At 68.9% G+C, this 24,917-nt stretch carries 21 protein-coding genes; 12 read left to right on the top strand and 9 right to left on the bottom strand.

What is annotated here, in order from left to right; all coding sequences use genetic code 11:
• Positions 1–12: 12 nt before the first annotated feature.
• Complete coding sequence (locus RWO82_RS00890) at positions 13–1,008, bottom strand: asparaginase (protein ID WP_314422193.1); 996 nt, start codon at positions 1,006–1,008, stop codon at positions 13–15.
• Between the two features lie 81 nt (positions 1,009–1,089).
• On the opposite strand from RWO82_RS00890, the gene RWO82_RS00885 reads away from it, so the two are divergent.
• Complete coding sequence (locus RWO82_RS00885) at positions 1,090–1,584, top strand: OsmC family protein (protein WP_314422191.1); 495 nt, start codon at positions 1,090–1,092, stop codon at positions 1,582–1,584.
• 11 nt (positions 1,585–1,595) lie between these two features.
• Here the strand turns inward: RWO82_RS00885 and RWO82_RS00880 are convergent, their stop codons facing one another.
• Complete coding sequence (locus RWO82_RS00880; protein WP_314422190.1) at positions 1,596–2,375, bottom strand: lysophospholipid acyltransferase family protein; 780 nt, start codon at positions 2,373–2,375, stop codon at positions 1,596–1,598.
• Between the two features lie 123 nt (positions 2,376–2,498).
• On the opposite strand from RWO82_RS00880, the gene RWO82_RS00875 reads away from it, so the two are divergent.
• Both RWO82_RS00875 and dxr read left to right on the top strand, forming a co-directional pair.
• Positions 2,499–3,488 (top strand): FKBP-type peptidyl-prolyl cis-trans isomerase, encoded by a 990-nt coding sequence (locus RWO82_RS00875; RefSeq protein WP_314422189.1) that lies wholly within the window; start codon positions 2,499–2,501, stop codon positions 3,486–3,488.
• A gap of 37 nt (positions 3,489–3,525) precedes the next feature.
• On the top strand, positions 3,526–4,608 hold the full coding sequence (gene dxr, locus RWO82_RS00870; protein WP_314422188.1) for a 1-deoxy-D-xylulose-5-phosphate reductoisomerase: 1,083 nt from the start codon (positions 3,526–3,528) through the stop codon (positions 4,606–4,608).
• A gap of 11 nt (positions 4,609–4,619) precedes the next feature.
• Here dxr and RWO82_RS00865 read toward each other — a convergent pair whose 3' ends face one another.
• From RWO82_RS00865 to RWO82_RS00855, 3 genes are all read right to left on the bottom strand, one after another.
• Positions 4,620–6,245, bottom strand: a complete 1,626-nt coding sequence (locus RWO82_RS00865) for a UDP-N-acetylmuramoyl-L-alanyl-D-glutamate--2,6-diaminopimelate ligase (protein ID WP_314422187.1) — start codon at positions 6,243–6,245, stop codon at positions 4,620–4,622.
• A gap of 91 nt (positions 6,246–6,336) precedes the next feature.
• Positions 6,337–7,008 carry a YcnI family protein gene (locus tag RWO82_RS00860; protein WP_314422186.1) on the bottom strand — a complete coding sequence of 224 codons (672 nt, stop codon included), beginning with the start codon at positions 7,006–7,008 and terminating at the stop codon, positions 6,337–6,339.
• Positions 7,009–7,114: 106 nt separating this feature from the next.
• A complete protein-coding gene (locus RWO82_RS00855; RefSeq protein WP_314422184.1) occupies positions 7,115–7,687 on the bottom strand; it encodes a hypothetical protein in 573 nt (190 codons plus the stop codon).
• 82 nt (positions 7,688–7,769) lie between these two features.
• Here RWO82_RS00855 and RWO82_RS00850 point away from each other — a divergent pair, with 82 nt between their 5' ends.
• Positions 7,770–9,086 carry a site-2 protease family protein gene (locus tag RWO82_RS00850; protein ID WP_314422182.1) on the top strand — a complete coding sequence of 439 codons (1,317 nt, stop codon included), beginning with the start codon at positions 7,770–7,772 and terminating at the stop codon, positions 9,084–9,086.
• A gap of 27 nt (positions 9,087–9,113) precedes the next feature.
• Here the strand turns inward: RWO82_RS00850 and RWO82_RS00845 are convergent, their stop codons facing one another.
• Positions 9,114–10,997 carry a chorismate-binding protein gene (locus RWO82_RS00845; protein ID WP_314422181.1) on the bottom strand — a complete coding sequence of 628 codons (1,884 nt, stop codon included), beginning with the start codon at positions 10,995–10,997 and terminating at the stop codon, positions 9,114–9,116.
• Between the two features lie 230 nt (positions 10,998–11,227).
• Here RWO82_RS00845 and ispG point away from each other — a divergent pair, with 230 nt between their 5' ends.
• Positions 11,228–12,379 carry a flavodoxin-dependent (E)-4-hydroxy-3-methylbut-2-enyl-diphosphate synthase gene (ispG, locus tag RWO82_RS00840; RefSeq protein WP_314422180.1) on the top strand — a complete coding sequence of 384 codons (1,152 nt, stop codon included), beginning with the start codon at positions 11,228–11,230 and terminating at the stop codon, positions 12,377–12,379.
• A gap of 83 nt (positions 12,380–12,462) precedes the next feature.
• Complete coding sequence (locus tag RWO82_RS00835; protein WP_314422178.1) at positions 12,463–13,329, top strand: hypothetical protein; 867 nt, start codon at positions 12,463–12,465, stop codon at positions 13,327–13,329.
• 65 nt (positions 13,330–13,394) lie between these two features.
• On the opposite strand, the gene RWO82_RS00830 is transcribed toward RWO82_RS00835, so the two are convergent.
• A complete protein-coding gene (locus tag RWO82_RS00830) occupies positions 13,395–14,810 on the bottom strand; it encodes an RNB domain-containing ribonuclease (protein WP_314422177.1) in 1,416 nt (471 codons plus the stop codon).
• A gap of 156 nt (positions 14,811–14,966) precedes the next feature.
• On the opposite strand from RWO82_RS00830, the gene RWO82_RS00825 reads away from it, so the two are divergent.
• Both RWO82_RS00825 and RWO82_RS00820 read left to right on the top strand, forming a co-directional pair.
• On the top strand, positions 14,967–15,740 hold the full coding sequence (locus RWO82_RS00825; RefSeq protein WP_314422176.1) for an isocitrate lyase/phosphoenolpyruvate mutase family protein: 774 nt from the start codon (positions 14,967–14,969) through the stop codon (positions 15,738–15,740).
• A gap of 43 nt (positions 15,741–15,783) precedes the next feature.
• Positions 15,784–17,541, top strand: coding sequence for a proline--tRNA ligase (locus RWO82_RS00820; protein ID WP_314422175.1), 1,758 nt, complete (start codon positions 15,784–15,786; stop codon positions 17,539–17,541).
• A 76-nt stretch (positions 17,542–17,617) separates the two neighbouring features.
• On the opposite strand, the gene RWO82_RS00815 is transcribed toward RWO82_RS00820, so the two are convergent.
• Positions 17,618–18,121, bottom strand: coding sequence for a pyridoxamine 5'-phosphate oxidase family protein (locus RWO82_RS00815; RefSeq protein WP_314422174.1), 504 nt, complete (start codon positions 18,119–18,121; stop codon positions 17,618–17,620).
• Between the two features lie 120 nt (positions 18,122–18,241).
• Between RWO82_RS00815 and RWO82_RS00810 the strand changes: the two genes are divergently transcribed.
• The gene (locus RWO82_RS00810; protein WP_314422172.1) at positions 18,242–19,282 is read left to right on the top strand and encodes a TIGR00730 family Rossman fold protein; all 1,041 of its coding nucleotides are present in this window, start codon (positions 18,242–18,244) and stop codon (positions 19,280–19,282) included.
• On the opposite strand, the gene RWO82_RS00805 is transcribed toward RWO82_RS00810, so the two are convergent.
• Complete coding sequence (locus tag RWO82_RS00805; protein ID WP_314422170.1) at positions 19,251–20,606, bottom strand: FAD-dependent oxidoreductase; 1,356 nt, start codon at positions 20,604–20,606, stop codon at positions 19,251–19,253. The two genes, RWO82_RS00810 and RWO82_RS00805, sit on opposite strands and share 32 nt — an antisense overlap.
• Positions 20,607–20,737: 131 nt before the next feature.
• Here RWO82_RS00805 and nusA point away from each other — a divergent pair, with 131 nt between their 5' ends.
• The 3 genes from nusA to infB all read left to right on the top strand — a co-directional run bounded on the left by nusA (position 20,738) and on the right by infB (position 24,908).
• On the top strand, positions 20,738–21,721 hold the full coding sequence (gene nusA / locus RWO82_RS00800) for a transcription termination factor NusA (RefSeq protein ID WP_314422169.1): 984 nt from the start codon (positions 20,738–20,740) through the stop codon (positions 21,719–21,721).
• Between the two features lie 59 nt (positions 21,722–21,780).
• Positions 21,781–22,035 carry a YlxR family protein gene (locus RWO82_RS00795; RefSeq protein ID WP_314422168.1) on the top strand — a complete coding sequence of 85 codons (255 nt, stop codon included), beginning with the start codon at positions 21,781–21,783 and terminating at the stop codon, positions 22,033–22,035.
• Positions 22,036–22,130: 95 nt separating this feature from the next.
• A complete protein-coding gene (gene infB, locus RWO82_RS00790) occupies positions 22,131–24,908 on the top strand; it encodes a translation initiation factor IF-2 (protein WP_314422166.1) in 2,778 nt (925 codons plus the stop codon).
• Positions 24,909–24,917 lie beyond the last annotated feature (9 nt).

The following is a 24,917-nucleotide window of genomic DNA, read 5'->3' as shown; positions in this document are numbered from 1 at the left end:
CGCGGCTCCGAGTCAGATTCCGCTGCCCGGACTGACGACGCCGACGTTCTGGCCGCCGCCGAGCACATCGAGGGGGAGTGCGGCGGCGAGCGTGGCGACCTCCGCTTCCGTCAGCGCGCCGGCCCGGGCGAGCAGCGTCGCCGCCACGATGGTCGAGGCGCGCGATGCGCCGTCGAGCGTCTTGAGCGCGACGGTCGTACCGTCCTGTGCGACCATCACCATGACACCCTCCGCGCCGCCCTTCGCGAACACGCCGAGCTTCTCGATCGCGATCGTGTCGGGGCGACCGGGGCCGTCGATGGTCCACGGATGTTCGCGCACGGCGCGCACGAGCGATCCGGCGACCCGGTGCAGGGCGAACGGGGACCGGTCCGAGGCCGTGCCGATGCGGTGGATCGCACGCGCGAGCCCCGTCAGGGTCAGCGCGTAGACGGGGGCGCCGCAGCCGTCGACCGCCGTATGGGCGATCTTCTCGCCCGTGAGCCGCTCGATGACCTCGCGGATGTGGGCCTGCAGCGGGTGTGCGACGTCGAGGTATCCCTCCGTCGGCCATCCGGTCGCGACACAGGCACGCAGCATCGCGGCATGCTTGCCGGAGCAGTTCATGCGGATGCGTGCGGGCGACATGTGCTCGCGGACCATGTCATCGCGCGCTGCGGTGTCCGTCGGCCAGGCCGGGGGGCACGCCAGGTGATCCTCCGTCAGGCCTCCCTCCGTGAGCACGTCGCGCACCACAGAGGCGTGACGGTCGGTGCCGCTGTGGCTCGCGGTCGAGAGCGCGAGCTGCTCGCCCTCCAACACGGCGCCGGCGGTGATGCACGCGACGGCCTGGAGCGGCTTGAGGCTCGAGCGAGGAAGGATCAGAGCATCCGCGTTGCCGTGGCGCGCGATGACCTCACCATCCGGGGAGAGGACGACGGCCGCTCCTGAGTGGCGGGATTCGACGAATCCGCTCCGTTCGACGACGGCGAGTTCTACGGCATCCTGCACGGTGAGAGTTTCCAGCACCAGCCAAGGATACCTGCGACGGCGGCGACCGTCGGAGTCAGGGCATGGCGAGGCGTCCGAGGGCGCTGGCAGACTGAGTGCATGGCAGATCGTCACTCGGCTCTCGGCGAGCATCACTACTCACTCACCTCGACCTGGACCGGCAACACCGGCTCCGGAACGAGCGGCTATCGCGACTACAGGCGCGATGTGACTCTCCACGTCGAGGGCAAGCCCGAGGTGCTGGCGTCGTCGGACAAGCCGTTCCGCGGCGACCCGACTCGATGGAACCCGGAGGATCTGCTGCTCGCATCGCTCTCGGAGTGCCACCTGCTGTCCTACCTGCACGCGTGCACGACCGTCGGAGTCGTCGTGGTGTCGTACCGCGATACGGCCTCCGGACACATGCGCGAAGACGGCGCCGGCGGGGGAGCCTTCGTCGAGGTGATGCTCCGACCCGAAGTCGTCGTCGCCGAGCCGTCGATGATCGAGGCAGCCGAGCGCGCGCATGCCCAGGCTCACGAGTGGTGCTTCATCGCGAACTCGATGAACTTCCCGGTTCGCCACGAAGCGACCGTCACCGCGCTCCCGGAGTGAGGCCCGCCGCCTCAGCGACGCTCGTGCGGGAGGGCCTGTCTGATCTTCTCGATCGTGTTCTGGGCGGGCGCCTCGTTGTAGGTGCCGGCGAGCTCCTGGCCGGAGAGCGCGTGGATGGCAGCCATGATCTCATCGGTCGCGAGCCGGCGCGCACGCCCGCTGGACGCGGATCCGTGCCGTGAGAGATCGAGCGGTGCGCCGAAGCGCACTGTGATCCGCTCCTTGAGCGTCGGCACCTTCGCGCCGACCGGCATCACCGTGTCGGTGCCGATCAGCCCCACGGGCACGACGGGGGCGCCTGTCTGCAGGGCCAGGAAGGCCACGCCGGTGCGCCCCTTGTACAGGCGTCCGTCCGTGGAACGCGTGCCCTCGGGGTACAGGGCCACCGCGAGCCCTTCGTCGAGGAGCTGGCGCTGGAGGTCGAGAGCGTCCAGTGCCGCCTGTCCTGCACCGCGCCGCACCGGAATCGCTCCGATCGACTCGAAGAAGGTCTTGCTGAGCCATCCGCGAGGGCCCGTTCCCTCGAAGTAGCTCGACTTGGCCAGGAAGTGGACCGGCCGCGGAGCGGCCACCGGGATCGCGATCGAGTCGATGAACGACAGGTGATTGCTCGCGAAGATGACAGCGCCCTCGAGGGGGACGTTCTCGCGACCCTCGATGTGCGGACGGTAGATCAGGCGTGCGAGCGGCGTGATCAGGCTGCGTCCGAGCGCGTACGCGAATCCGGCGCGACGAGGTTTCGCAGTCTCTGCGGGCAGGGGTTCGGGCTCCACGGACTGCTCTGACGTCATCAGAGCAGATTACTCCCGGATCCATGCCGCACCGGGAATGGCGGTGCCGCGCGCGTCTCACAGCCTCGGCAAAGCCCGATGAGGGATGATGGTCTTTCCCGCCCGCGATCCTGAGGTCTCACTGTGCGCAAGCGTCCGCTCATCGTTCTGTCAACCGTCGCCGTCGCGACCCTCGCTCTTGCGGGGTGTTCCGGCGATGCGGCCCCCGAGTCGACGTCGACCCCCGGGGCATCGGCGGACTCCTCGTGTCTCGCCGACCTTCCCTCCGGCGCGGGTTCCGACGCCGTGACGGTCGACGGCAGCGGTGCCTCGGCCAAGATCACGGTTCCGGAGGGGACCGACCTCTCCACCGCCGAGCGCACCGTGGTCTCTGAAGGTGACGGCGACGAGCTGTTGCCCGGTGATTTCGTCTCGCTCCGCTATCAGCTCGTGGACGCGGCGACGAACGAGGTGCTGAGCACGTCGGAGCGCGGCCCCGACGGTGTTCTGCCGACCCTGCTCGCACTGCAGCAGTCGCAGCAGATGGTCGACCCCACGCAGTCGACCGTCTTCACGGTGGCCGCCGAGTGTCTTCCGCTCGGATCGAGCGTCGTGCTGACCCTGCCGTCGACCCAGGAGGGCGCCAACGCGAGCGTCCTCTACATCGAGACCATCGAGAAGCTTCCCACCACCGCCACGGGCGCCGATGTGGACGCGACCGAAGGGATGCCGACCGTGGAGCTCGACGATGACGGAGCGCCGACGATCACGCTGCCCGACGGCGACGCACCGGCTGAGACCGAGGTCGCCGTGCTCAAGCAGGGTGATGGTGCTGTCGTCGCCTCCGGCGATCTGGTCACGGTGCAGTATCGCGGCGTGAAGTGGTCGGATGGCAGCGAGTTCGACTCCAGCTGGAGCCGCGATGCGGCTCCGGCGCAGTTCCCGACGACCGGCGTCGTCCCCGGATTCAAGGCCGCCCTCGAAGGGCAGAAGGTCGGATCCCAGGTCCTCGTGACGATGCCCCCGAAGGACGGATACGGCGAGGGCGAGATCAACGACACCGACCTCGTCGGCGAGAGCCTCGTGTTCGTCGTCGACATCATCGGAACCACGCCGCTCGAGCAGGTCCAGTAACACCGGAGGAGCCGGGGGCGTGCCATAGGCTGGCGGCATGCGTCGCATCATCGTCCTCGGCTCCACAGGCTCCATCGGCACCCAGGCGCTCGACGTCATCCGATCGAATCCCCGTCGATTCGAGGTGGTGGGGCTTGCAGCCGGCTCGAACGCGGAGATGCTCGCGGATCAGGCCGCAGCCTTCCAGGTGGAGGACACCGCGCTCGGTGCTGCCGAAGCCGAACAGCTCGTGCGCGACGTCGAGGCGGACGTCGTGCTCAACGCGATCACGGGATCGATCGGGCTCGGCTCGACCCTCGCGGCCCTCGAAGCCGGGCGCACCCTGGCACTCGCGAACAAGGAGTCGCTCATCGTGGGTGGCGAGCTGGTCCTGGCCGCAGCGCAGGCCGGGCAGATCGTTCCGGTCGATTCCGAGCACTCCGCCCTGGCGCAAGCTCTTCGTAGCGGCGCGCACGCGGAAGTGAGGCGTCTGGTCGTCACGGCTTCGGGGGGTCCGTTCCGTGGGCGCACGCGCGAGCAGATGGCGAGCATCACGCCCCGGGAAGCCCTGGCTCACCCGACCTGGGACATGGGGCGCATGGTGACCACGAACTCGGCGACTCTGGTGAACAAGGGCCTCGAAGTGATCGAGGCGCACCTGCTGTTCGACATCGGCTACGACGACATCGATGTGGTGGTGCACCCGCAGTCCGTCGTGCATTCGATGGTCGAGTTCATCGACGGTTCGACCATCGCCCAGGCATCGCCGCCGGACATGCGTCTGCCGATCTCGCTCGGGCTCGACTGGCCGAACCGGGTCGGCGGCGTCGGGCGGCCGCTCGACTGGACGCAGGCGACATCATGGACTTTCGAGCCTCTCGACGATGCGGCGTTCCCCGCGGTTGCCCTCGCGAAGTCCGTGGGGCGCGCGGGTGCGACGTTCCCCGCCGTGTACAACGCCGCCAACGAACAGGCCGTCCATGCGTTCCATGACGGGCGACTGCCCTTCCTGGGGATCGTCGACACGATCGCCGAGGTGATCGACGCGCACGAGCCGCCGCAGAGCCTCACGGTCGAATCGCTGGCCGACGCCGAGACCTGGGCGCGCCGCAAGGCCGACCAGCTGATCGCTCTGGCCTGACGGCGCCGGCCTCAGTCCGCGTCGTCGGTGTACGGCACGGGCCACCGGGGCTCGGGCACGGGCCACCCTGCGTCGCGAAGGGCTCGTCGAGCGAGCTCGCGCGCGGAGTACGGCGTGCGGACGCCACGGATGTCGCGATAGTCCTGGTGGCCTGGGCCGGCCCACAGGATCGCATCGCCGTCGCCGACGAGGCCGACCGCGGCGACGATCGCCTTCTCGGGCGGCGAGAACTCATGGATCTCCGCGTCGGGGCGAGCTCTGCGCGCGCCCTCGACGAGAGTGGCCCTGATCGCGTCCGGGTTCTCGAAACGCGGATGATGGTCCGTCACGACGAGGATGTCGCTGCCTTCGACGGCGGTGCGAGCCATGTCGTAGCGCTTCGTGGCGTCACGATCGCCGTCCGCGCCGAAGAGCATCAGGACCTTGCCCGGGGTCACCCGGCGCACGGCCGCGAGGGTCTTCTCGAAGGCGTCCGGCGAGTGACCGAAGTCGACGAACACCGCCGGTCCCGCGTCGCCCGACACCAGCTGCGTGCGTCCCGGGAGGTACGCGTCGATGGCGCCGTCGCGCTCGAGAGCAGCGACGATACGATCCCACGAGTAGCCGCCCTCCAGCAGCATGACGATGGCGAGCGCCGCGTTGGCCGCCATGTGCGGGCCGATGACGGGGACCACGGTGGTGAGAGACCCGGCGGGGCCGGTGAGTGTGAACGTGGTGCCCGTCGTCCGCTCGTCATCGATGACGACGACCCAGTCGGCGCGCGAGGCGGCGTCGGGGTCGGCGGCGATCGACGGCGTGCCGACGGTGACGATCGGGATCTCAGCCCGGTCGACCACGGTCCAGCCGGATGCCGAATCGACGCACACCACGCCGCGCCGGGCGCGATCGGGGCGGAACAGCGGCAGCTTGGCCTCGAAGTACTCGTTCATGTCGGCGTAGTCGTCGAGATGATCGTGGCTGAGATTGGTGAAGCCCGCGACGTCGAAGACGAGCCCGTCGACGCGGTGGCGCGAGAGTGCCTGCGCGCTGACCTCGACGGCGACGGCCTCGACATCGCGCTCGCGCATCAGCGCGAGGAGTGCGTGCATCTCCGAGGCCTCGGGTGTGGTGAGCCGCGAGACGATGACCTCTCCGGCGATATGGCGCTCGGCCGTGGACGAGAGTCCGGTGACGACCCCGAGCTGACCGAGGATGCCCTCGAGCAGGTGCGACACGCTCGTCTTGCCGTTGGTCCCGGTGGTGGCGAACAGAAGGGGCAGCGCGTCGTCTGCTCCGGTGCCGTACACCCACGCGCTCAGTGCCCCGAGCACTCCGCGTGGATCGTCCACGATCAGGATCGGGAGGCCCGCCGACGCGGCGATCTCCGCGCCCGCGTCGTCGCTGATGATCGCGACGGCGCCCTTCTCGGCGGCCGCGGCGGCGAACTCGGCGCCATGCCGGTTCACCCCTCGGATGGCGACGAAGGCCTCGCCGGCACGGAGATCCGCCGTGGCGAGGGTGATACCGGTGACGGTGATTCCGGCCGCATCGCCGCGAACATCGCGGGCGAAGCGGGAGGCGAGTTCGGACAGCTCTCGCCGGGGCGGGTTCGCGGGGCGGAGCACGGGAGGCAGGCTCGGTTGTTGTTCAATCGACATGTCTCCTCCATGATCTCACGTCGATCGCCCGCGACACGGGCGCGGCGCGTCTCCCGATCGACCGGAGCCGATCGGGAGATGTCGCTTCGGCTCAGGCTCGGCGTCGCACGGCGACTACAGACACCACGAGGGCGGCGAGACCCGTCACGAGACCGGCGGCACCCAGCACGGTGGGCAGCGGCTCCCACGTCGTCCCACCCTCGCCGTCGGCGGCTGCGGTGTCGGTGGGATCGCCGTGACCGGCGTGAGATGCATCGGCCGCCTCCGCAGCGCCGACCGTCACGACCGGCGCGGGGGAGTCGAGCTCGTGCGGATCCTCGCCGTCCTCGGCCACCTGGGCCCATTCGGTGCTGCCCTCGACGCACGTCTGGATCACGGGGAAGGTGAGGGACGCCGGCGTGCTCTCGTCGAGGCCGACCGACATGCTCACCGCTCCGCGGAGGTCGGTGGGCACCGGCGCGACAGCCGTGTAGGTCACGGCGCTGACGAGACCGTCGTCGCCTCTTTCGATGTCGATCGCCCAGTCGCTGTCCATCGTGGGGGCCACCGACGCGAGTCCCTCGGGCATCGTGATGGTGAGCGACGTGGTCGGCGAGTTGTCGCACCCGTGAGCGAATGAGAACGTGAGGACTCCGTGGTCCCCGGCGCTCATCTCGTCGGGCGAGACGCTCACATGCGCGCTGGCCATGGCGGGGACCGCGACCGCGAGGATCGCGCCCCCGATGAGACCGGCGGTCAGAGTGCGGCGGATGGTGGAAGACATGGTGATACTCCTGATTGCTGGGGTGCGGGCGCGCAGAGTCGCGCGGCATCCGCGGGAAGGAAAGGCGCCTCGGAACGGCGCACGCCTCGACGAGGCGAAGAGGGAATCAGGGGCTCGGCGGAGGGCCGCGACGCGATACCGACGACCCGAGGGCGACGTCGATCAGCAGCGGGGTGGCGAACGCCGGTGGGGCGGGGGCGTCGTGAGACGCACGGAAGAGCGGGTTCGCACGACGTATTCGCGCCTGCACCCACATGGCTATCACGCGGACCATCGACTCGCCGTGACACAGCGCCGCGGTCGTCAGCACCGCGGCGATCAGGTGGCCGACGATCATCGCGGAATCCGGGGCGGCGGTGGAGGCGGCGGTGCCCAGCGCACTGAGGTCGAGGTGGTGCTGATGGCCGGACACGACGGCGGTTCCTGTCGGGGCGCCGAGCATCTGGAACGTCGCGTGGAACAGCGCCTGACTCACGAGGACGGTCGCCGCGACGCGGAACCGCGAGGCACCGGCGCCGAGGAGGACTGCGGCCAGCGGCACCAGGAACGATGCCATCGCGACGACGAGAAGCGGATGCGGTGCCGCACCGCCGGCGACGGTGTGCGACGCAGCGGCGACGGTCGTCGCCACGGTCGATGCCGACGCTGCGCGCAGGAGTCGCAGCTGGCGGGGGGGCACGATTCCAGCCTACCGGGACGGCCGCCGGGAGCGTGCGTGAGCATGGGGCGTATTCCTAGGCGGTGAGCACTAGCGTGGGGGAGTGGAAATCCTGCTCTACCTGGTCGGCATACTGTTCATGCTGATCGGCCTCGGTCTGTCGATCGGCCTGCACGAGGTCGGTCATCTCCTGCCCGCGAAGCTGTTCGGCGTACGCGTCGGGCAGTACATGATCGGGTTCGGACCGAGGCTGTGGTCGAAGCGGATCGGCGAGACCGAGTACGGCGTCAAGCTGCTGCCGCTCGGCGGCTTCATCTCGATGTCCGGCATGTATCCGGCCTCGACGAATGCGGGCCCCGCGAGCGGGATCTTCCGTTCGCTCGTGCAGGATGCCCGCACCGCCAACGACGAGACCATCGCAGAGGGCGCCGAGGATCGCGTCTTCTACCGGCTTCCCGTGTGGAAGCGTGTGATCGTCATGCTCGGCGGTCCGTTCATGAACCTTCTCCTGGCGATCGTGATCTTCACCGTGCTCGTGTCGGGAATCGGGGTCCAGCAGGGCACGACGACCATCGCCTCGGTGAACGAGTGCGTTCTGCCGGCAGGGTCCACCGCCACCGAGTGCTCTTCCGACGATCCGCGCACGCCGGCGGCCGAGGCAGGGATCCAGCCCGGGGACGTGCTCGTGTCGATAGACGGTCGGCCCGTGTCGACCTTCGCCGAGGCCACGTCGATCGTGCAGGCCGCACCCGGCGAGGAACTCGCCCTCGTGGTGCGACGCGACGGAGCCGAGACGGACCTGACCATCACCCCCGTCGAAGCCGAGCGCACGCTCACCGACGCCAGCGGACAGCCGATCCTGGGGGACGACGGTCAGCCGGTCGTGAAGGAGGTCGGCTACGTCGGGATGGCGGCGCAGATGGGCTTCGTGCAGCAGCCTCTCGCCGCCGGGCCGCAGATGGCCGCGGACACCGTCGCCCGTGTCGGCTCGATGATCGTCACGCTCCCCGTGCGCATCTGGGAGGTGGGCGTGTCACTCGTCACCGGCAGTGAGCGCGATCCGAACGGTCCGCTCAGCGTCGTCGGTGTGGGGCGCATCGCGGGCGAGGTGGCAGCCACGGATGCTCCCGTCCTGAACCGGTTCTCGGTGCTCCTGGGGCTCCTCGGCTCCTTGAACGTCGCGCTCTTCGTCTTCAACCTGATCCCGCTGCTTCCCCTCGACGGCGGTCACGTCGTCGTCGCGCTGTGGGACGGCATCCGCCGAGCCTGGGCGAAGCTCTTCCGTCGCCCGTCGCCCGCGCCGGTCGATGCGACGAAACTCGTGCCGCTGACCGTGGTCGTCGCGACGCTGTTGATCGCGATGGGAGCCCTGCTGCTGCTCGCAGACGTCTTCAACCCCGTCGACATCTTCGGGGGCTGACACCGGCGGCGGGTCGGACGTGCGCGCTCAGGCGAGGGCGTGCGCCACCAGGCGCTCCAGAGTGCGGATCCCGTCGCGCGACAGGATCGACTCGAGATGCCCCTGGATCGAGGCGAAGCGGTCGCCGCGCAGCGCATACACGTCGCCCGTCTCGGGGTCGGCCGACACCTCAGCCGACCCGATACGAGCCGTGCCCGGCGAGACCCGTGCGGTGAACGTGTTGTAGAAGCCGATCGACGCGTCCTCGCCGAACACGGGAACGGCCTTCTGCATTCCCTGGTGAGGCGCGTCCAGCGGCGTGAGGTCGATGCCGAGGCGATCGCTGAGGATCTGATGGCTCAGGCACACGGCGAGCAGCGGCGCGCCCGCGTCGAGTCGATGCGCGACGACGTGGCGCATGCGTGCGATACGAGCGCTGTCGCGGTCGCGGGGATCGCCCGGACCGGGTCCCGCGACGACGAGGTCGGCGCGATCGAGGACCGCGTCATCCGCGTCGCTCCACGAGCTGATCGTCACGTCGAGCCCCAGGTGCCGCAGTTGGTGGGCGAGCATCGTCGTGAACCGGTCCTCGGCATCGACGACGACGGCGGTACGTCCGGCGAACGGACCGGTGAAGTCCTCGCCCTGCGGATTCAGCCAGAACTCGGCCAGACGCGAGTTTCGGGAGGAGAGGAGGGCCGCGACGGTGGGGTCGTCTGCGAGCGAGAGGGGGCGACCGGGTGCGTCTGCGTCCTCCCGCGCCTCCACGGCGCGGTCGAGGTCGATCGCGCCGATGGCCCCCAGCACGCCGGCCGCCTTGCCGTGCGTCTCCGACACCTCGCCGTGCGGGTCGGAGTGGCGCACGAGCGTCGCGCCCACCGGCACGTTCAGCGATCCGTCCTGCACGTACACGGTGCGGATGAGGATCGGAGCATCGAGATCGTGTCCGCCGTCGTCGTTCGGAGTGAAGAGCGCCGCCACGCCCGAGTAGTACCCGCGCGGCTTCTGTTCGTGACGGCGGATCACCGCGCACGCGTTCTGCATGGGCGACCCGGTCACCGTCGGCGCGAACATCGTCTCGCGCAGGATGTCGCGAGGATCGAGCGTGCTGCGTCCGCGCAGCATGTACTCCGTGTGGGTGAGGCGGGACATCTCCTTCAGATGCGGTCCGGTGATGCGTCCGCCGTCGGAGCACACCGCGCTCATCATCTTGAGCTCTTCGTCGACGACCATGAACAGCTCTTCGGTCTCCTTGGTCGAGGAGAGGAAGTCGACCAGCGTGTCTCTGGTCGCACCGCCGGCCGGATGGCGGAAGGTCCCCGAGATCGGGTTCATCGTCACGACGCCTCCGCGTGCGACGACGTGCGCCTCCGGGCTCGCGCCCACCGCGACATGACCGGGCGTCACGACCGCGAAGGTCCAGTACGCGCCACGCTCGTGGGTCAGCAGTGCGCGGAACCAGGTGAGGGCCGCGAGCCGGTCGTCGACGTCGATCTCTGCGGTGAAGTCGCGGCGGATGACGAAGTTCGCCCCTTCGCCGCGACCGATCTCGTCGGTGATCACGGTCTCGACGATCGCCGCATACGCATCGTCGTCGATGTCGAAGCCCCCGTCTCTCAGCGCGACGGGTGCGTCGGGGAGGTCCGCGAGAAGGGACCGGGTCTCGATGCGCAGGTGCTCCTCGACCACCATGCAGCGCAACGGGGCTCCGTCGTCCTGAGCCACGAAACCGCGCTCACGCACCTGGCGGTACGGCACCATCGCGAAGACCTCGCGGGGTGCTCCGTCGACGGTCAGCGGGATGTCGGCGAGCAGGTCGACGTCGACGATCTCGCCCGTGAGCAGCTCGACGGTGTCGGAGCCGTCGCGCGCTATGAGCACGAACGCCGCGTCGGGATCTGCGGCGAGCTCGGAAAGACGTGAGAGGGTCATCGGTGTCTCCTGTGCGTGGCTCCGGCTCGGCTCAACGAAAAGACCGCCCCGGAGGCGGTCTGGATTCGTGGGAACGCGAACACACCGCCTAAGAGGCGGGCCACCAGGTGAAGTTCGCGAGCATGGGCTGAAAACTATCACACCGCGCAGCGCCGACCGGGCACCGTGACGCGCGAACGAGCCGCCCGACATCCAGCCTGCGTGCATCCAGGCGGCGTAGGCTGTGGGTTGTGCCAGCAGTGAATCTTGGGATGCCGAAGATCCCCGAAGTCCTCGCCCCGCGCCGGAAGTCCCGCCAGATCAAGGTGGGCAAGGTGCTCGTGGGTGGCGACGCACCCGTCACCGTGCAGTCCATGACGACGACCAAGACCACGGACATCAACGCGACTCTCCAGCAGATCGCCGAGCTGACCGCATCCGGATGCGAGATCGTCCGCGTCGCCGTGCCTCATCAGGATGACGCCGACGCCCTCAAGATCATCGCGATGAAGAGCCAGATCCCGGTCATCGCCGACATCCACTTCCAGCCCCGCTACATCTACACCGCGATCGACGCGGGATGCGGTGCCGTGCGAGTGAACCCCGGCAACATCCGCGAGTTCGACGGCAACGTGGGCAAGATCGCCGAGGCCGCGAGGGCAGCCGGTGTGTCTCTGCGGATCGGCGTCAACGCAGGTTCGTTGGACCGCCGCATCCTCGCGAAGTACGGCAAGGCGACCGCAGAGGCGCTGGTGGAGAGCGCCGTCTGGGAGGCGTCGCTCTTCGAGGAGCACGACTTCCACGACTTCAAGATCTCCGTCAAGCACAACGATCCCATCGTGATGGTCAAGGCCTACCGTCTGCTCGCCGAACGGGGCGACTGGCCGCTCCACCTCGGTGTCACCGAGGCGGGCCCGGCGTTCCAGGGCACGATCAAGAGCGCCACGGCGTTCGGCATCCTGCTCGGCGAGGGCATCGGCGACACCATCCGTGTGTCGCTGTCGGCGCCGCCCGCCGAAGAGGTCAAGGTCGGGCATCAGATCCTCCAGTCACTGAACCTCCGAGAGCGCAAGCTCGAGATCGTCTCGTGCCCCTCGTGCGGGCGCGCCCAGGTCGATGTCTACACGCTCGCCGAGAATGTGACGGAGGGGCTCAAGGACATGACGGTCCCGCTGCGCGTCGCCGTCATGGGCTGCGTCGTGAACGGTCCGGGCGAGGCCCGCGAAGCCGACCTCGGTGTCGCCTCGGGCAACGGCAAGGGACAGATCTTCGTCAAGGGCGAGGTCATCAAGACCGTGCCGGAGGCCGACATCGTCGCCACCCTGATCGAAGAGGCCAACCGCATCGCGGCCGAGATGGGCCCGGAAGCGCCCCTCGGCACCGCCCAGGTGGTCACGGTCTGACGTCGCGCAGCGCCAACCCGCTGCCTCGGTCGGACGATCCTCCGCGGACGAGTGCGACCGAGACGAACATCTCAAGGAGCCCCATGCCTTCGTCCACAGTCGTGTCGTTCGCCGGCGGCGACGTCTCGGGATCGAGCACGGTCTCTCGCGTCGAGTCGACCGCCATCGGAGACGTCGTCGTCGTCGACGCGACTCCGTTCCACCCGGTCGACCACACCTGGCCCGATCAGCCCGGCGACAGCGGTGAGATCTCGTTCGAGGGGTCGTCCGTGCGGGTGGGGGAAGCCGTCATGGCGGCCCTCTCCGACGAGGGCGATTTCGCGGTCGGAGCCGAGATCCCGGTGAAGCGCGGCGCTGAGGGGTGGACGTGGCTCGTCGGCCATGTCATCGACGGGGAGGCGCCGAACTGGCTGGTCGAGGGCGTGCGCGTGGAGCTGTCGGTCGATTCGTCCCGGCGGGCGGGGCTGAGCCGCGGACACACCGCCTGCCATGTCGCGTCGCTCGCGCTCGATCTGGCGCTCACGGACCTCTGGCGCAAGGATCCGGGGGCGGATGCTCTGGGCAATCCGGACTTCGAAGGCAGGGCCAATCAGTCCAGCCGGATCCACATGGACGGCGCCGTCGACGAGTACCGGCTGGGCAAGAGTCTGCGCCGGGCCGGATTCGACACCGAGACTCTCGCGGCGACACTCGAGGAACGTGAGTCGTCGATCAACGAGCGCTTGGCGCACTGGGTGGCATCGGGGGCTGTGAGCCGTGTCGTGACCGAGGGGCCCACGATCGTCGATCGTCGCAGCTGGCACTGCGAGCTGCCGGAGGGCACGGCGGAGATCCTGTGCGGAGGCACGCACGCGGCGTCCCTCGCCGAGTTCGTCTCGATCTCGGTGACACTCGACCTGACCGATCCGCAGCTGCTGGTCATGACGACGAGGGCCGTTCCCGCCGCCTGAGCCCCGCCGCAGGGTCGTCGGTCGCGCACGCTCCTCGCGATCGCGGTGCGCCGTCCCTCGGGTCGTCAGGCAGTGAGCTCGATCTCGCCTCGAGAGATGTCGACGCGATTCACTCGGAGCCGGACGACGCCACCGGGCACGGCGTCCGCCGGCACGGGTGCGGAGGTCGTCACCGCGGGATCCGCGATCTGCACCGTCGCTCGTTCGCCGCGCATCTCGATGACCGTGGCCTCGATGGCCGAGCCGACCAGGGGCGTCATCAGGGCGGCCTCGACGCTGTTGATCGTGGCGGAGTCCAGCTGCGAGGCGCGCTGACCGGATTCCTGCATCAGCGCGGGGAGTTCGGGGAGCGATTCACGCACCCAGCCCGGTATCTCACGCCCTTCGGAGACGGCGAGGCAGATGACGAGCGACCAACGATCGACGAGGCGGCGCAGCGGCGCGGTGGCGTGCGCGTACGGCGCGGCGATCGCCGCCTGCTCGGCGTCGGCCGGCACCGAGCCGTCGAAGGTCACGTAACCCGCGCCGCGGAAAAGAGATGCCGCGGCCTCGAGGATCGGGAGGGTCAGGGGGTCGCCGCGGTCGAGTTCGCGAAGGTAGTCGCCGTACCGGCCGCCGGTCCACGGGCGGCCGAGCGCCTCGGTCTGGTGGCGGAACGCCTCGAACGCCTTCTCGTCGGGCTGGGGCATCGTGCGGAGGATGCCGATACGGGCCTCGAGCATCAGGGACGCCGCGGCCATGCCCGTCATGAGCGACAGCTGCGCGTTCCATTCCTCGACGGGGAGAGGATGCCGGCGTTCGATCGCGAAGGCGCCGTCGGCGCTCTGCACGACCTCCTCATCGGGCAGATTGAGACTCGCCCCGCCCCGCTGCTTCTCCAGCGCGATCCGCAACGCGCCGATCTCCGGCAGCAGTGCGGCCGGGCCGTCCTCGCCTCGGTCGATCGCCGTCTGGGTGCCGGCGTAATCGAGCTGGACACGCGAGCGGATCAGGGCGCGCTCGAGCCGGAACTCCTCGACGACTCCGTCGGCGTCCAGCGCGAAGGTCCAGACGAGCGCAGGGCGATCGACGTCGGCCAGCAGTGACGCGCGGTCCTCGCTCAGCACCTTCGGGTGCAGCGGGATCGTGCCGTCGGCCGCGTACAGCGTCTGCCCTCGGCGTCGCGCCTCCCTGTCGACGGCCCCGCCGGGGGACACGAAGCCGGGGACATCGGCGATCGCGTAGCGAACCGTGTATCCGGAGTCCCGCCGTTCGAGGTGGAAGGCCTGATCGAGGTCGCGCGAGCCGAGCGGATCGAGTGTCGCGAACGGAATGTCGCGCAGGTCGAGGCGAGGGGTCGGCGCATCCGACGCGGCAGCCTCCGCCAGGACCTCTGCAGGGAAGTCCGCGGGCGCATCCAGCGATTCCCGCAGCGCCGCGAGCGACGCCGCGAGTTCGGTCTGCGCGGCGGACGGAGCAACGTGAGATCGGCGCTGAGGCATGGACCCACACTATGTCGCCGAGCCGGGGAGACCCTGCCAGGGGGCGTTGCGCGGCGGACCGGACGAGCCGATTCCGACCCCGTCCTGCGCAGTCCGGAGCGATGATTCGCGTGTCTGTCCGCCCCAGACCGGAATATTGGGCGTTAGCGTGGTGACATGACCACTGCTGCTGCGAAGGCCAAGACCCTGATCGGACTCTACGAGGCTCCGGAGATCCTCCGTGTCGTGAATGTGTGGGATGTCGTGTCCGCCCGCGCCGTCTCCAAGCTGCCCGAGACGAAGGCGATCGCGACCGCCGGTCACGGGATCGCCGCGTCGTTCGGCTTCGAAGACGGCACGATCTCCCGCGACATCATGATCGACATGGTGGGACGCATCGCGGCGTCCGTCCCGGTGCCGGTGACGGCCGACCTCGACGACGGATACGGCGACGCGGGGGAGACCACCCGCCTCGCGATCGGGGTGGGTGTCGTCGGCGCGAACATCGAGGACCGGCTGAAGCCCTTCGACGAGTCCGTCGCGGCCGTCGAGGCCGTCGTCAAGGCCGCCGAGGCCGAGGGCGTTCCGTTCGCGCTCAACGCCCGCACCGACGCGTTCGTGCGCGCCGGCCACCGTCCGGTCGCCGAGAGCATCGCCGACGCGATCCAGCGCGGTCGGGCCTTCCTCGACGCCGGCGCCACCGCGGTCTTCGTGCCCGGCATGCTCGACGCGAACATCACGCGTCAGCTCGTGGACGGGCTCGGCGAAGGCAAGCTCAGCGTGATCGGCCTGCCCGGCACACTCGCGGCATCCGAGTACGAGAAGCTCGGCGTCGCCCGCATCTCGTACGGGCCGCTTCCGCAGCGGGTGGCGCTGACCGCCGTCCAGGACCTCGCGGCGAGCCTGTACGCGGGCGGCGTGATCCCCAACGGCCTGCCCGCACTCAACTGACGCATCGCGAAGACGAGTGGCCGCCGGTCAGTAGACTTGCCCGGTGGTCACTCGTCTCTCGAATTTCTTCCTCCGCACGCTCCGCGAAGACCCTGCTGACGCAGAGGTCGCCAGCCACAGGCTGCTGATCCGCGCCGGCTACATCCGCCGCGCGGCTCCGGGAGTCTTCACGTGGCTGCCGCTCGGGCTCAAGGTCAAGGCGCGCATCGAGGCGATCGTCCGCGAGGAGATGACGAACGCGGGTGCGCAGGAGGTCCATTTCCCCGCGCTGCTCCCGCGAGAGCCCTACGAGCTGTCCGGGCGGTGGGAGTCGTACGGAGACGGGATCTTCCGTCTCCAGGACCGCAAGGGTGCCGACTACCTTCTCGCGCCGACGCACGAGGAGATGTTCACTCTTCTGGTGAAGGACCTCTACTCCTCGTACAAGGACCTCCCTCTCACGATCTACCAGATCCAGGACAAGTATCGCGACGAGGCGCGTCCGCGGGCCGGCCTGCTCCGCGGTCGTGAGTTCACGATGAAGGACGCCTACTCCTTCGACTCGTCCGACGAAGGGCTCGAGGCGAGCTATCAGTCGCAGCGCGACGCGTACGAGCGGATCTTCCAGCGTCTCGGGCTCGAGTATGTGATCGTGAACGCCGACAACGGTCTCATGGGCGGCGCGCGGAGCGAGGAGTTCCTGCATCCCACCCCGGTCGGCGAAGACACCTTCGTGCGCAGCGCCGGCGGGTACGCGGCGAACGTCGAGGCCTTCACGACCGCCGTGCCCGAGGCGATCGCGTTCGACCCCGACGCGTCGCCCGTGATCTTCGACTCGCCGAACACCCCCACGATCGAGACGCTCGTGGCGCACGCGAATGCACACCTCGAGGGTGAGCACACGGCCGCAGACACGCTCAAGAACGTCGTGCTGGCGCTCACGCACGTCGACGGCACGCGCGAGCTCGTCGTCGTCGGCATCCCCGGTGACCGCGAGGTCGACGAGAAGCGCGCCGAGGTCGCCTTCGCTCCGGCCGAGGTGGAGACGGCCACGGCGGAGGACTTCGAGAACAACCCCCTGTTGGTCAAGGGCTACATCGGCCCCTGGTCTCCGACCGGCGCGGTACTCGGTGAGGAGTCCGCGACGGGCATCCGCTACCTCGTCGACCCCCGCGTGAGCGAGGGCACCAGCTGGATCACCGGTGCGAACCTCGACGAGAAGCACGCGCACTCGGTCGTCGCGGGACGTGACTTCTTCGGCGACGGGATCGTGGAGATCGCCGATGTGCGCGCCGGGGACCCCGCTCCTGACGGGTCGGGGCCGGTCGAACTCGCTCGCGGCATGGAGATCGGGCACGTCTTCCAGTTGGGGCGCTTCTTCGCGGAGACCCTCGGGCTCAAGGTGCTCAACGAGAACGGCAAGCTCGTCACCGTCACGATGGGCTCCTACGGCATCGGCGTCACGCGCATCCTGGCGATCATCGCTGAGCTGAACAACGACGAGAAGGGTCTGATCTGGCCCGCCTCCATCGCGCCCTTCGACGTGCAGGTCGTGGCCGCCGGCCGCGATCAGGTGGCGTTCGACGTGGCGGCCGACCTGTCGGCGCAGCTCGAGTCCGCGGGACTGGAGGTGCTGTACGACGACAGGCCCAAGGTCTCACCCGGCGTGAAGTTCGGCGACGCGGAGCTCATCGGCGTGCCGAAGATCGTCATCGTCGGCCGTGGTGCCGCGGAGGGACAGGTCGAGCTGTGGGATCGCCGCACGGGTGACCGCAGCGCGGCGTCCGTCGCGGAGGCGGTGGAGCAGCTGACCCGTCGCTGATGCTGCCGACAGAGGATGCCGCGCGCCCGGTGTGGCGCGCGGCATCCTCTCCGTCTGAGCGGAAACGGTTCTCCGGTCAGCGGACGATGCGTCCGTGGCTCATGGTGTCGTCGTCGGGGGTGTCCTTGGTGACGAGGGCTTTGAGCGCTCCCGCCGCCATGGCGATCCGCCCCTTGGCGGGCTCCCAGAACTCCGCGATCGTCGGCGACACCTTCAGCAGTGCTATGCCGGGGGTGTCGAGACCCTCCTCGAACCAGATGTCGAGCGACGGCGAATAGAGTTCCTCCATCTTCGCGCGGTCGTGCACGACAGACGCCATGCCCGCCACCGACACGTAGCGCATGCCCTTGGCGTCGCAGTAGGCGAGGCCGACCTGGCGGTGGGCCCGCGCCTCCTCGACCTTCTCGGTGTCTTCCGCGGTGAAGAACCAGATGTCCCCGGCATCGTCCATCTGCCGGGTCGACATCGGTCTGCTCACGAGGTTGCCGTCGTCGTCGGTCGTCGTGAGCATCGTGAAGTCGATGTCCTCGACGAGCTCGGTCACGCGCGCCAGTGCTTCCGGTCCAGTGATCTCAGTCATCCCGTCACTGTGCCCCAGGGCATCCGTCTTCGCACGGGGTTGACACGGGCCGTCGTGCGTGGTGGGACGGGGCGGCGTTGCGTCGCACCGTCCGAGCGCGCCGCGTGACAGGCTGGGCGCATGACGGATGAACTGCTGCCGGAGACGTTGAGCGCTGAGATCAACGGCGTGCTCGATGAGGCGGGCGTGACGACCGATCGCCGCCTGGTCATGCGCATGATGCGCACCGCCGTGCTGCTGGGAGAGGACGGAACCGACCGCCTCGATCTCAAGATCGCGTCTGCGGCACTCGCGGAGATGCGCGACGCCTTCCGGCTGTTCGCGCCGTTCGAGGGCGTGCCCAAGGTCACGGTCTTCGGCTCGGCGCGGACGCGCCACGACGACCCGCTCTATGTGCAGGCCCGCGACGTCGCGGCCGCGCTGGCCGAGGACGGCTGGATGGTCGTCACCGGAGCCGGACCAGGGATCATGCAGGCCGCCGCCGAAGGGGCGGGCCCGGCGCTGTCGCTCGGAGTGTCGATCAGACTCCCGTTCGAGGAGAAGGCGAACAGCCTCATCGCGGGAAGCGACCACGTCGTCGCCATGAAGTACTTCTTCACCCGCAAGCTCATGCTCATCAAGGAGTCCAGCGGCTTCATCTGCCTGCCGGGCGGATTCGGCACGCTGGACGAGATGTTCGAGCTGCTCACCCTGCAGCAGACGGGCAAGGCGGAGCCCACCCCGATCGTCCTGCTCGACGAACAGGGCGGCACGTTCTGGAACGGACTCAAGAGGTTCGTCGACGAGTACCTCGCTCCCACGGGCGTGATCTCCGAAGGCGACTTCGACCGCGTGGTCATCACCGACTCCGTCGAATCCGCGGCGGCCGTGATCGCCGGGTTCTGGAGGAACTACGACTCGCTGAGGTGGATCGGCGACACTCTGGTGCTCCGTCTCCGGGCGGAACCGACGGACGCAGAGGTGGAGCAGCTCAACGAGCGATTCGCGGGAATGCTGTCGAGCGGCCGTATCGAGCGGATCGCGCCCCGGGCGCCGGAGGTCGCCGACGACGACGTCCTGCACCTCCCGCGCCTCGCGCTGCATCTCGACCTGCGCCAGGTCGGGAATCTGTTCCGCCTGATCGGCGCGATCAACGCGCTGGATTCTGCTCCCGAGCGATGATCCCCGCCGCGAACCCGCCCAGGTCGACGGTACGCCCGAGGATCCGCTCCGCTGTCCGATGACCCGAGTAGTACGCCGCCCCGACGGTCGCCGGCTCCTCGCCCCAGGTCGCCTCGCCGGCGAAGTGCAGGAGCCCGTCGACAGGTCCCGCGAGGTCGTCGTGGTCGTGGTGTGACGATCCGACGGCCAGATGCGAGTACGAACCGTGGGAGAAGGCATCCTGCCCCCAGCGGGTGATCCAGTGAGCAGTGGGTTCGCCCACGGCACCGCCGTAGAGCGCGCGCAGAGCGGCCACGACATCCGTCACGATCTCGTCATCGGACAGCTCCTGCACCCGGCGCCCGAACGGGCCGGCGGCGAAGGTGAGCAGAGTCGGACGGCCGCTGATCGCCGACACGTCGTACCACGAGTGCCAGTGCTCACCGGCCTCGCCGAGCGCCCGCACGACGTAGCTGTCGTCGTTCCAGAAGCTTTCCGGGAACTGGATGAAGATCTTGTTGAAGACGCCCATTCCCAGACGAGCGATCGGCGCGGAGACTGCGGCGGGCAAAGAAGGAATGAACTCGATCGCCCCCGCCTTGAGCACGCCGAGCGGTACCGTGACGATCGCGTTGCGTGCCGAGAACTCGCCGTCCATGGTCGATACCGTGACTCCGGCGTCCGTGCGGGCGACGCGCGTGACCGCATGTCCGAACCTGATGTCGAGACCCGCCGCGATGCGTCGGGGCAGCTCGTCGTACCCCCGGGGGAAGATGACCTCGTCGCCGTCGATCGCGTCTTCGTCGAGGCCGTGCGCGTCGAGGTCGCCGATCCACGCACCGCACTGCTCCTCCACGCGGTGGCGGAAGAACTCCCGGATCTCGTCGATGCGCTCGGGGTCGAGTCCGGAGCGGTCGAGTGCGCGTTCCGTGACGTCGAGATAGGTGTCGCCGGGGGAGGAGCGGGCGATCTCGTCGAGCAGCAGGCGATCCGCCTCCTCGACGTCGGACACCCACTGCGCGGTGCGCGTGGCGTCCATCGGGCGTCCATCGCCGTCGAAGTTCTCGATCGGGCGTCCGCCGACCTGGAAACTGCCGACCGTGTATTCGAGCGTGGGGATCCCGAGGGCCTGCACCAGATCCCACAGCGGAGAGCCCGCGATGCCGTGGACCCACGACGCGCCGAGGTCGACAGGGAAGCCCGACTCGCGATCGGTGTGCATACGCCCGCCGACGCGCTCGCGCGCCTCGAGGACGACCACGTCCTCGCCCGCATCGGTGAGCATCCGCGCGGCAGTCACGCCCGACATCCCTGCTCCGACCACGATCGTGTCGTATCTCGTCACTGAGTCCTCCCGCATGCTCGGCACCGCCTCGGCGCGGCCTCCTTCGTGGCGACCGGCGCTGGGCACAGGGTATCGTGGTACGGATGTCGTGCGTGCACACCCGCGCGACGAGAGCTGAATAGGGAGCCGTCATGGATATCGAACTGAGTCTGCTGCGTGGGATCGAGAAGGAGAAGGCGATCCCGTTCGACGAGCTGGTCTCGATCATCGAACAGGCCATCCTGACCGCGTACTCCAAGCACGTCTCGGCCGACGGTGCCACCCCCGAGGGCGTTCGCGTCGAACTCGATCGCCGTACCGGGCACGTCGCGGTGCTGCAGGTCGTCAAGGACGAAGAGGGTGCGATCGTCGGGGAAGAGGATGCCACCCCCGACGATTTCGGCCGGATCGCCGCCTTCGCCGCCAAGCAGGTCATCAGCCAGCGTCTGCGCGACATCGCGGACGATGTGGTGCTGGGCGATTTCAAGGACAAGGAAGGCGACATCGTCGCAGGCGTGATCCAGCAGGGGCCCAACCCTCGCATGATCCACGTCGACCTCGGAGCCGTCGAGGCCATCCTCCCCCCGGAGGAACAGGTTCCCGGCGAGGAGTACACGCACGGATCGCGTCTGCGCGTCTACGTGACCAGCGTCGCGAAGGGCCTCAAGGGTCCGCAGATCACGGTCTCGCGCACGCACCCGGGACTCGTGCGCAAGCTGTTCGCGCTCGAGGTCCCCGAGATCGCGGCGGGGCTCGTCGAGATCGTGTCGTTGGCGCGCGAGGCCGGACACCGCACGAAGATCGCGGTCCGCGCGAACGACCCGGCGATCAACGCCAAGGGTGCGTGCATCGGCGAGATGGGACGCCGCGTGCGTGCCGTGACCGAGGAGCTCGCGGGGGAGAAGATCGACATCGTCGACCACGATCCCGAGCTCGCCGCATTCGTCGCGAACGCGCTCTCGCCCGCGAAGGTGACGAGCGCCTTCATCCTCGACGCGAACACCAAAGCGGTCCGCGCGCTCGTCCCGGACTATCAGCTGTCGCTGGCGATCGGCAAGGAAGGTCAGAATGCCCGTCTCGCGGCGAAGCTGACCGGTGCGAAGATCGACATCCAGCCCGACAGCGTGCTCGACTGACGGATCGACGCGCGTGACTCGCGGCCGTCGCGCGAGTCACGCGGGAAGTCAGGTGTAAGATGGAACCTGTTCGAACGTGCGTCGGCTGTCGCACGCGTGCTCCCCGCTCCGCTCTTCTCAGAGTGGTGTCTCAGAACGACGTCCTCATCATCGATGAGCGCGCCGTTCTGCCAGGGCGAGGCGCGTGGGTCCATCCGGCACCGGAATGCATCGATGCCGCCCTGCGGCGTCGCGCGTTCGGAAGAGCACTGCGCGTCTCCAGCGATCTGGACACGCGGAACATCGAACAGCACCCACCAAGAAACAAAGGCTGAACGGCTATGGAAACAAAGTGAACGGCTCGAAATGAGACCCGTCCGCGACTAGTGGTCTGCCCTGTCTGGGTGGACCGACCCCAGACAGGAGAATTGTGGCTGGTAAACCACGCGTACACGAGATCGCCGCCGAACTCGGCGTCGACAGCAAGATCGCACTTGCGAAGCTCAAGGAACTCGGAGAGTTCGTCAAGAGCCCCTCTTCGACCATCGAACCGCCGGTGGCGCGCAAGCTGCGCGCTGCCATCGAGTCCGATGCATCACTGAAGCCGTCCTCGGAGGCGGCGCCTGCAGCCAAGCCCGCGGCTTCCGCGGCCAAGTCCGCAGCGACCGGCGCCAAGCCGGCGGCACCGGGACGCGCACCGAAGCCCGGTGCTCCTGTCCCCGGTCCGAAGCCCGGCCCGAAGCCTGCTCCCGAGGCTCCGGCCGCGGAAGCCCCGGCGGCACCCGCAGAGGTGTCTGCTCCGGCCGCGTCGACCCCCGCATCGGGTGGCGACGCCTCGCCGAAGCCCTCCGGCGACGCTGCCCCCAAGCCGGGCGCGCCGCGTCCCGGTAACAACCCCTTCTCCTCGGCGCAGGGCATGGGTCAGCGGCCGACAGGTCCGCGTCCCGGCAACAACCCGTTCGCGTCGGCGCAGGGCATGGGCCAGCGCCCGACGCCCGGCAACATCCCGCGTCCGCAGGCTCCGCGTCCGGGTGCTCCGCGTCCCGGGGCTCCTCGCCCCGGTTCCCCCCGTCCCGGCGCTCCGCGCGGTGGTCAGGGCGGGCGTCCTGGTGCTCCGTTCCAGCAGCGTCCGGGCGGTCCCGGCCGTCCCGGTGGTGCCGGTGGACCCGGTGGCGGTCCCGGTGCTCGTCCCGGTGGCGGCGGCGGCTTCGCAGGTCGTCCCGGTGGCGGCGGCGGTCGCGGTCGTGGCCCCGGTGGAGGTACCGCAGGTGCCTTCGGCAAGGGCGGCGGCAAGAGCAAGCAGCGCAAGTCGCGGCGGGCGAAGCGGCAAGAGTTCGAGATGCGGAGTGCTCCGGTCGTCGGTGGCGTCAACGTCACCCGCGGCAACGGAGAGGTCATCCGCATGCGCCGTGGCGCCTCCATCGCGGACTTCGCCGACAAGATCGAGACGCTGACCGGTTACACGGTCCAGCCGGGAACCCTCGTCACGATCCTCTTCAACCTCGGCGAGATGGCCACGGCCACCGAGTCGCTGGACGAGGCGACGTTCGAGGTCCTCGGCGAGGAGCTCGGCTACAAGATCCAGATGGTCTCGCCTGAGGACGAGGACAAGGAGCTCCTCGAGGGCTTCGGTCTCGACCTCGAGGCCGAGCTGGAGGCGGAGAGCGAGGACGACCTCGAGATCCGTCCCCCCGTCGTCACGGTCATGGGTCACGTCGATCACGGTAAGACCCGACTGCTCGACGCGATCCGTCAGACGAACGTCATCGAGGGCGAAGCCGGCGGCATCACCCAGCACATCGGTGCCTACCAGGTCTGGACCGAGCACGAGGGCATCGAGCGTGCCATCACCTTCATCGACACCCCCGGTCACGAGGCGTTCACCGCCATGCGTGCCCGTGGAGCGCAGGTCACCGACCTCGCGATCCTGGTGGTCGCGGCCGACGACGGCATCATGCCGCAGACGGTCGAGGCGTTGAACCACGCCCAGGCGGCGAACGTGCCGATCGTGGTCGCGGTCAACAAGGTCGACAAGCCCGACGCCAACCCGGCCAAGGTCCGCCAGCAGCTGACCGAGTACGGGCTGGTCGCCGAGGAGTACGGCGGAGACGTCATGTTCGTCGACGTGTCGGCTCGTGCAGGCACCGGCATCCAGGAGCTCCTGGACGCCGTGCTGCTCACCGCCGACGCCGGTCTCGACCTCACGGCGAACCCGAACAAGGCCGCCCGTGGTGTCGCCATCGAGGCGAAGCTCGACAAGGGCCGCGGTTCGGTCGCCACCGTGCTGATCCAGTCCGGAACGCTGCGCATCGGTGACGCGATCGTCGCCGGTACGGCTTACGGACGTGTTCGTGCGATGGCGGACGAGAACGGCGAGCAGGTCCTCGAGGCCTACCCGTCGCGACCCGTCCAGGTGCAGGGTCTCAACTCCGTGCCGCGTGCAGGTGACGTCTTCATCGTCACGGAAGAGGACCGTACGGCCCGTCAGATCGCCGAGAAGCGTGAAGCGGTCGAGCGCAACGCCCAGCTGGCCAAGGCCCGCAAGCGCATCTCGCTCGAGGACTTCACCCGTGCTCTCGAAGAGGGCAAGGTCGAGTCGCTCAACCTCATCATCAAGGGTGACGTCTCCGGTGCCGTCGAGGCGCTCGAGGAGTCGCTGCTCAAGATCGAGGTCGACGACTCGGTGCAGCTGCGCATCATCCACCGCGGTGTCGGTGCGATCACGGAGTCCGACGTCAACCTCGCGACGATCGACAACGCGATCATCGTGGGCTTCAACGTCCGCCCCGACACGAAGGCGCGCGAGCGCGCACAGCGTGAGGGCGTGGACATCCGGTTCTACTCCGTGATCTACAACGCGATCGACGAGATCGAGAGCTCGCTCAAGGGCATGCTCAAGCCGGAGTACGAAGAGGTCCAGTCGGGTGTCGCCGAGATCCGCGAGGTGTTCCGCTCCTCGAAGTTCGGCAACATCGCCGGTGTCATCGTGCGCTCGGGAACGATCACGCGAAACGCCAAGGCTCGTGTCATCCGCGACGGTGTGGTGATCGCCGATGGTCTCGCCATCGAGTCGCTGCGTCGCTTCAAGGACGACGTCACCGAGGTCCGTACGGACTACGAGGCCGGTATCGGCCTCGGCAAGTTCAACGACATCCAGATCGGCGACGAGATCGAGACCACTGAGATGATCGAGAAGCCTCGCGGCTGATCGAGTTCG

The sequence above is a fragment of the uncultured Microbacterium sp. genome, assembly GCF_963521645.1.
In the GTDB taxonomy this organism is placed as follows: domain Bacteria; phylum Actinomycetota; class Actinomycetes; order Actinomycetales; family Microbacteriaceae; genus Microbacterium.
The sequence above is the reverse complement of the archived record's forward strand: the minus strand, read 5'-3'. Positions and strand labels throughout refer to the sequence as shown.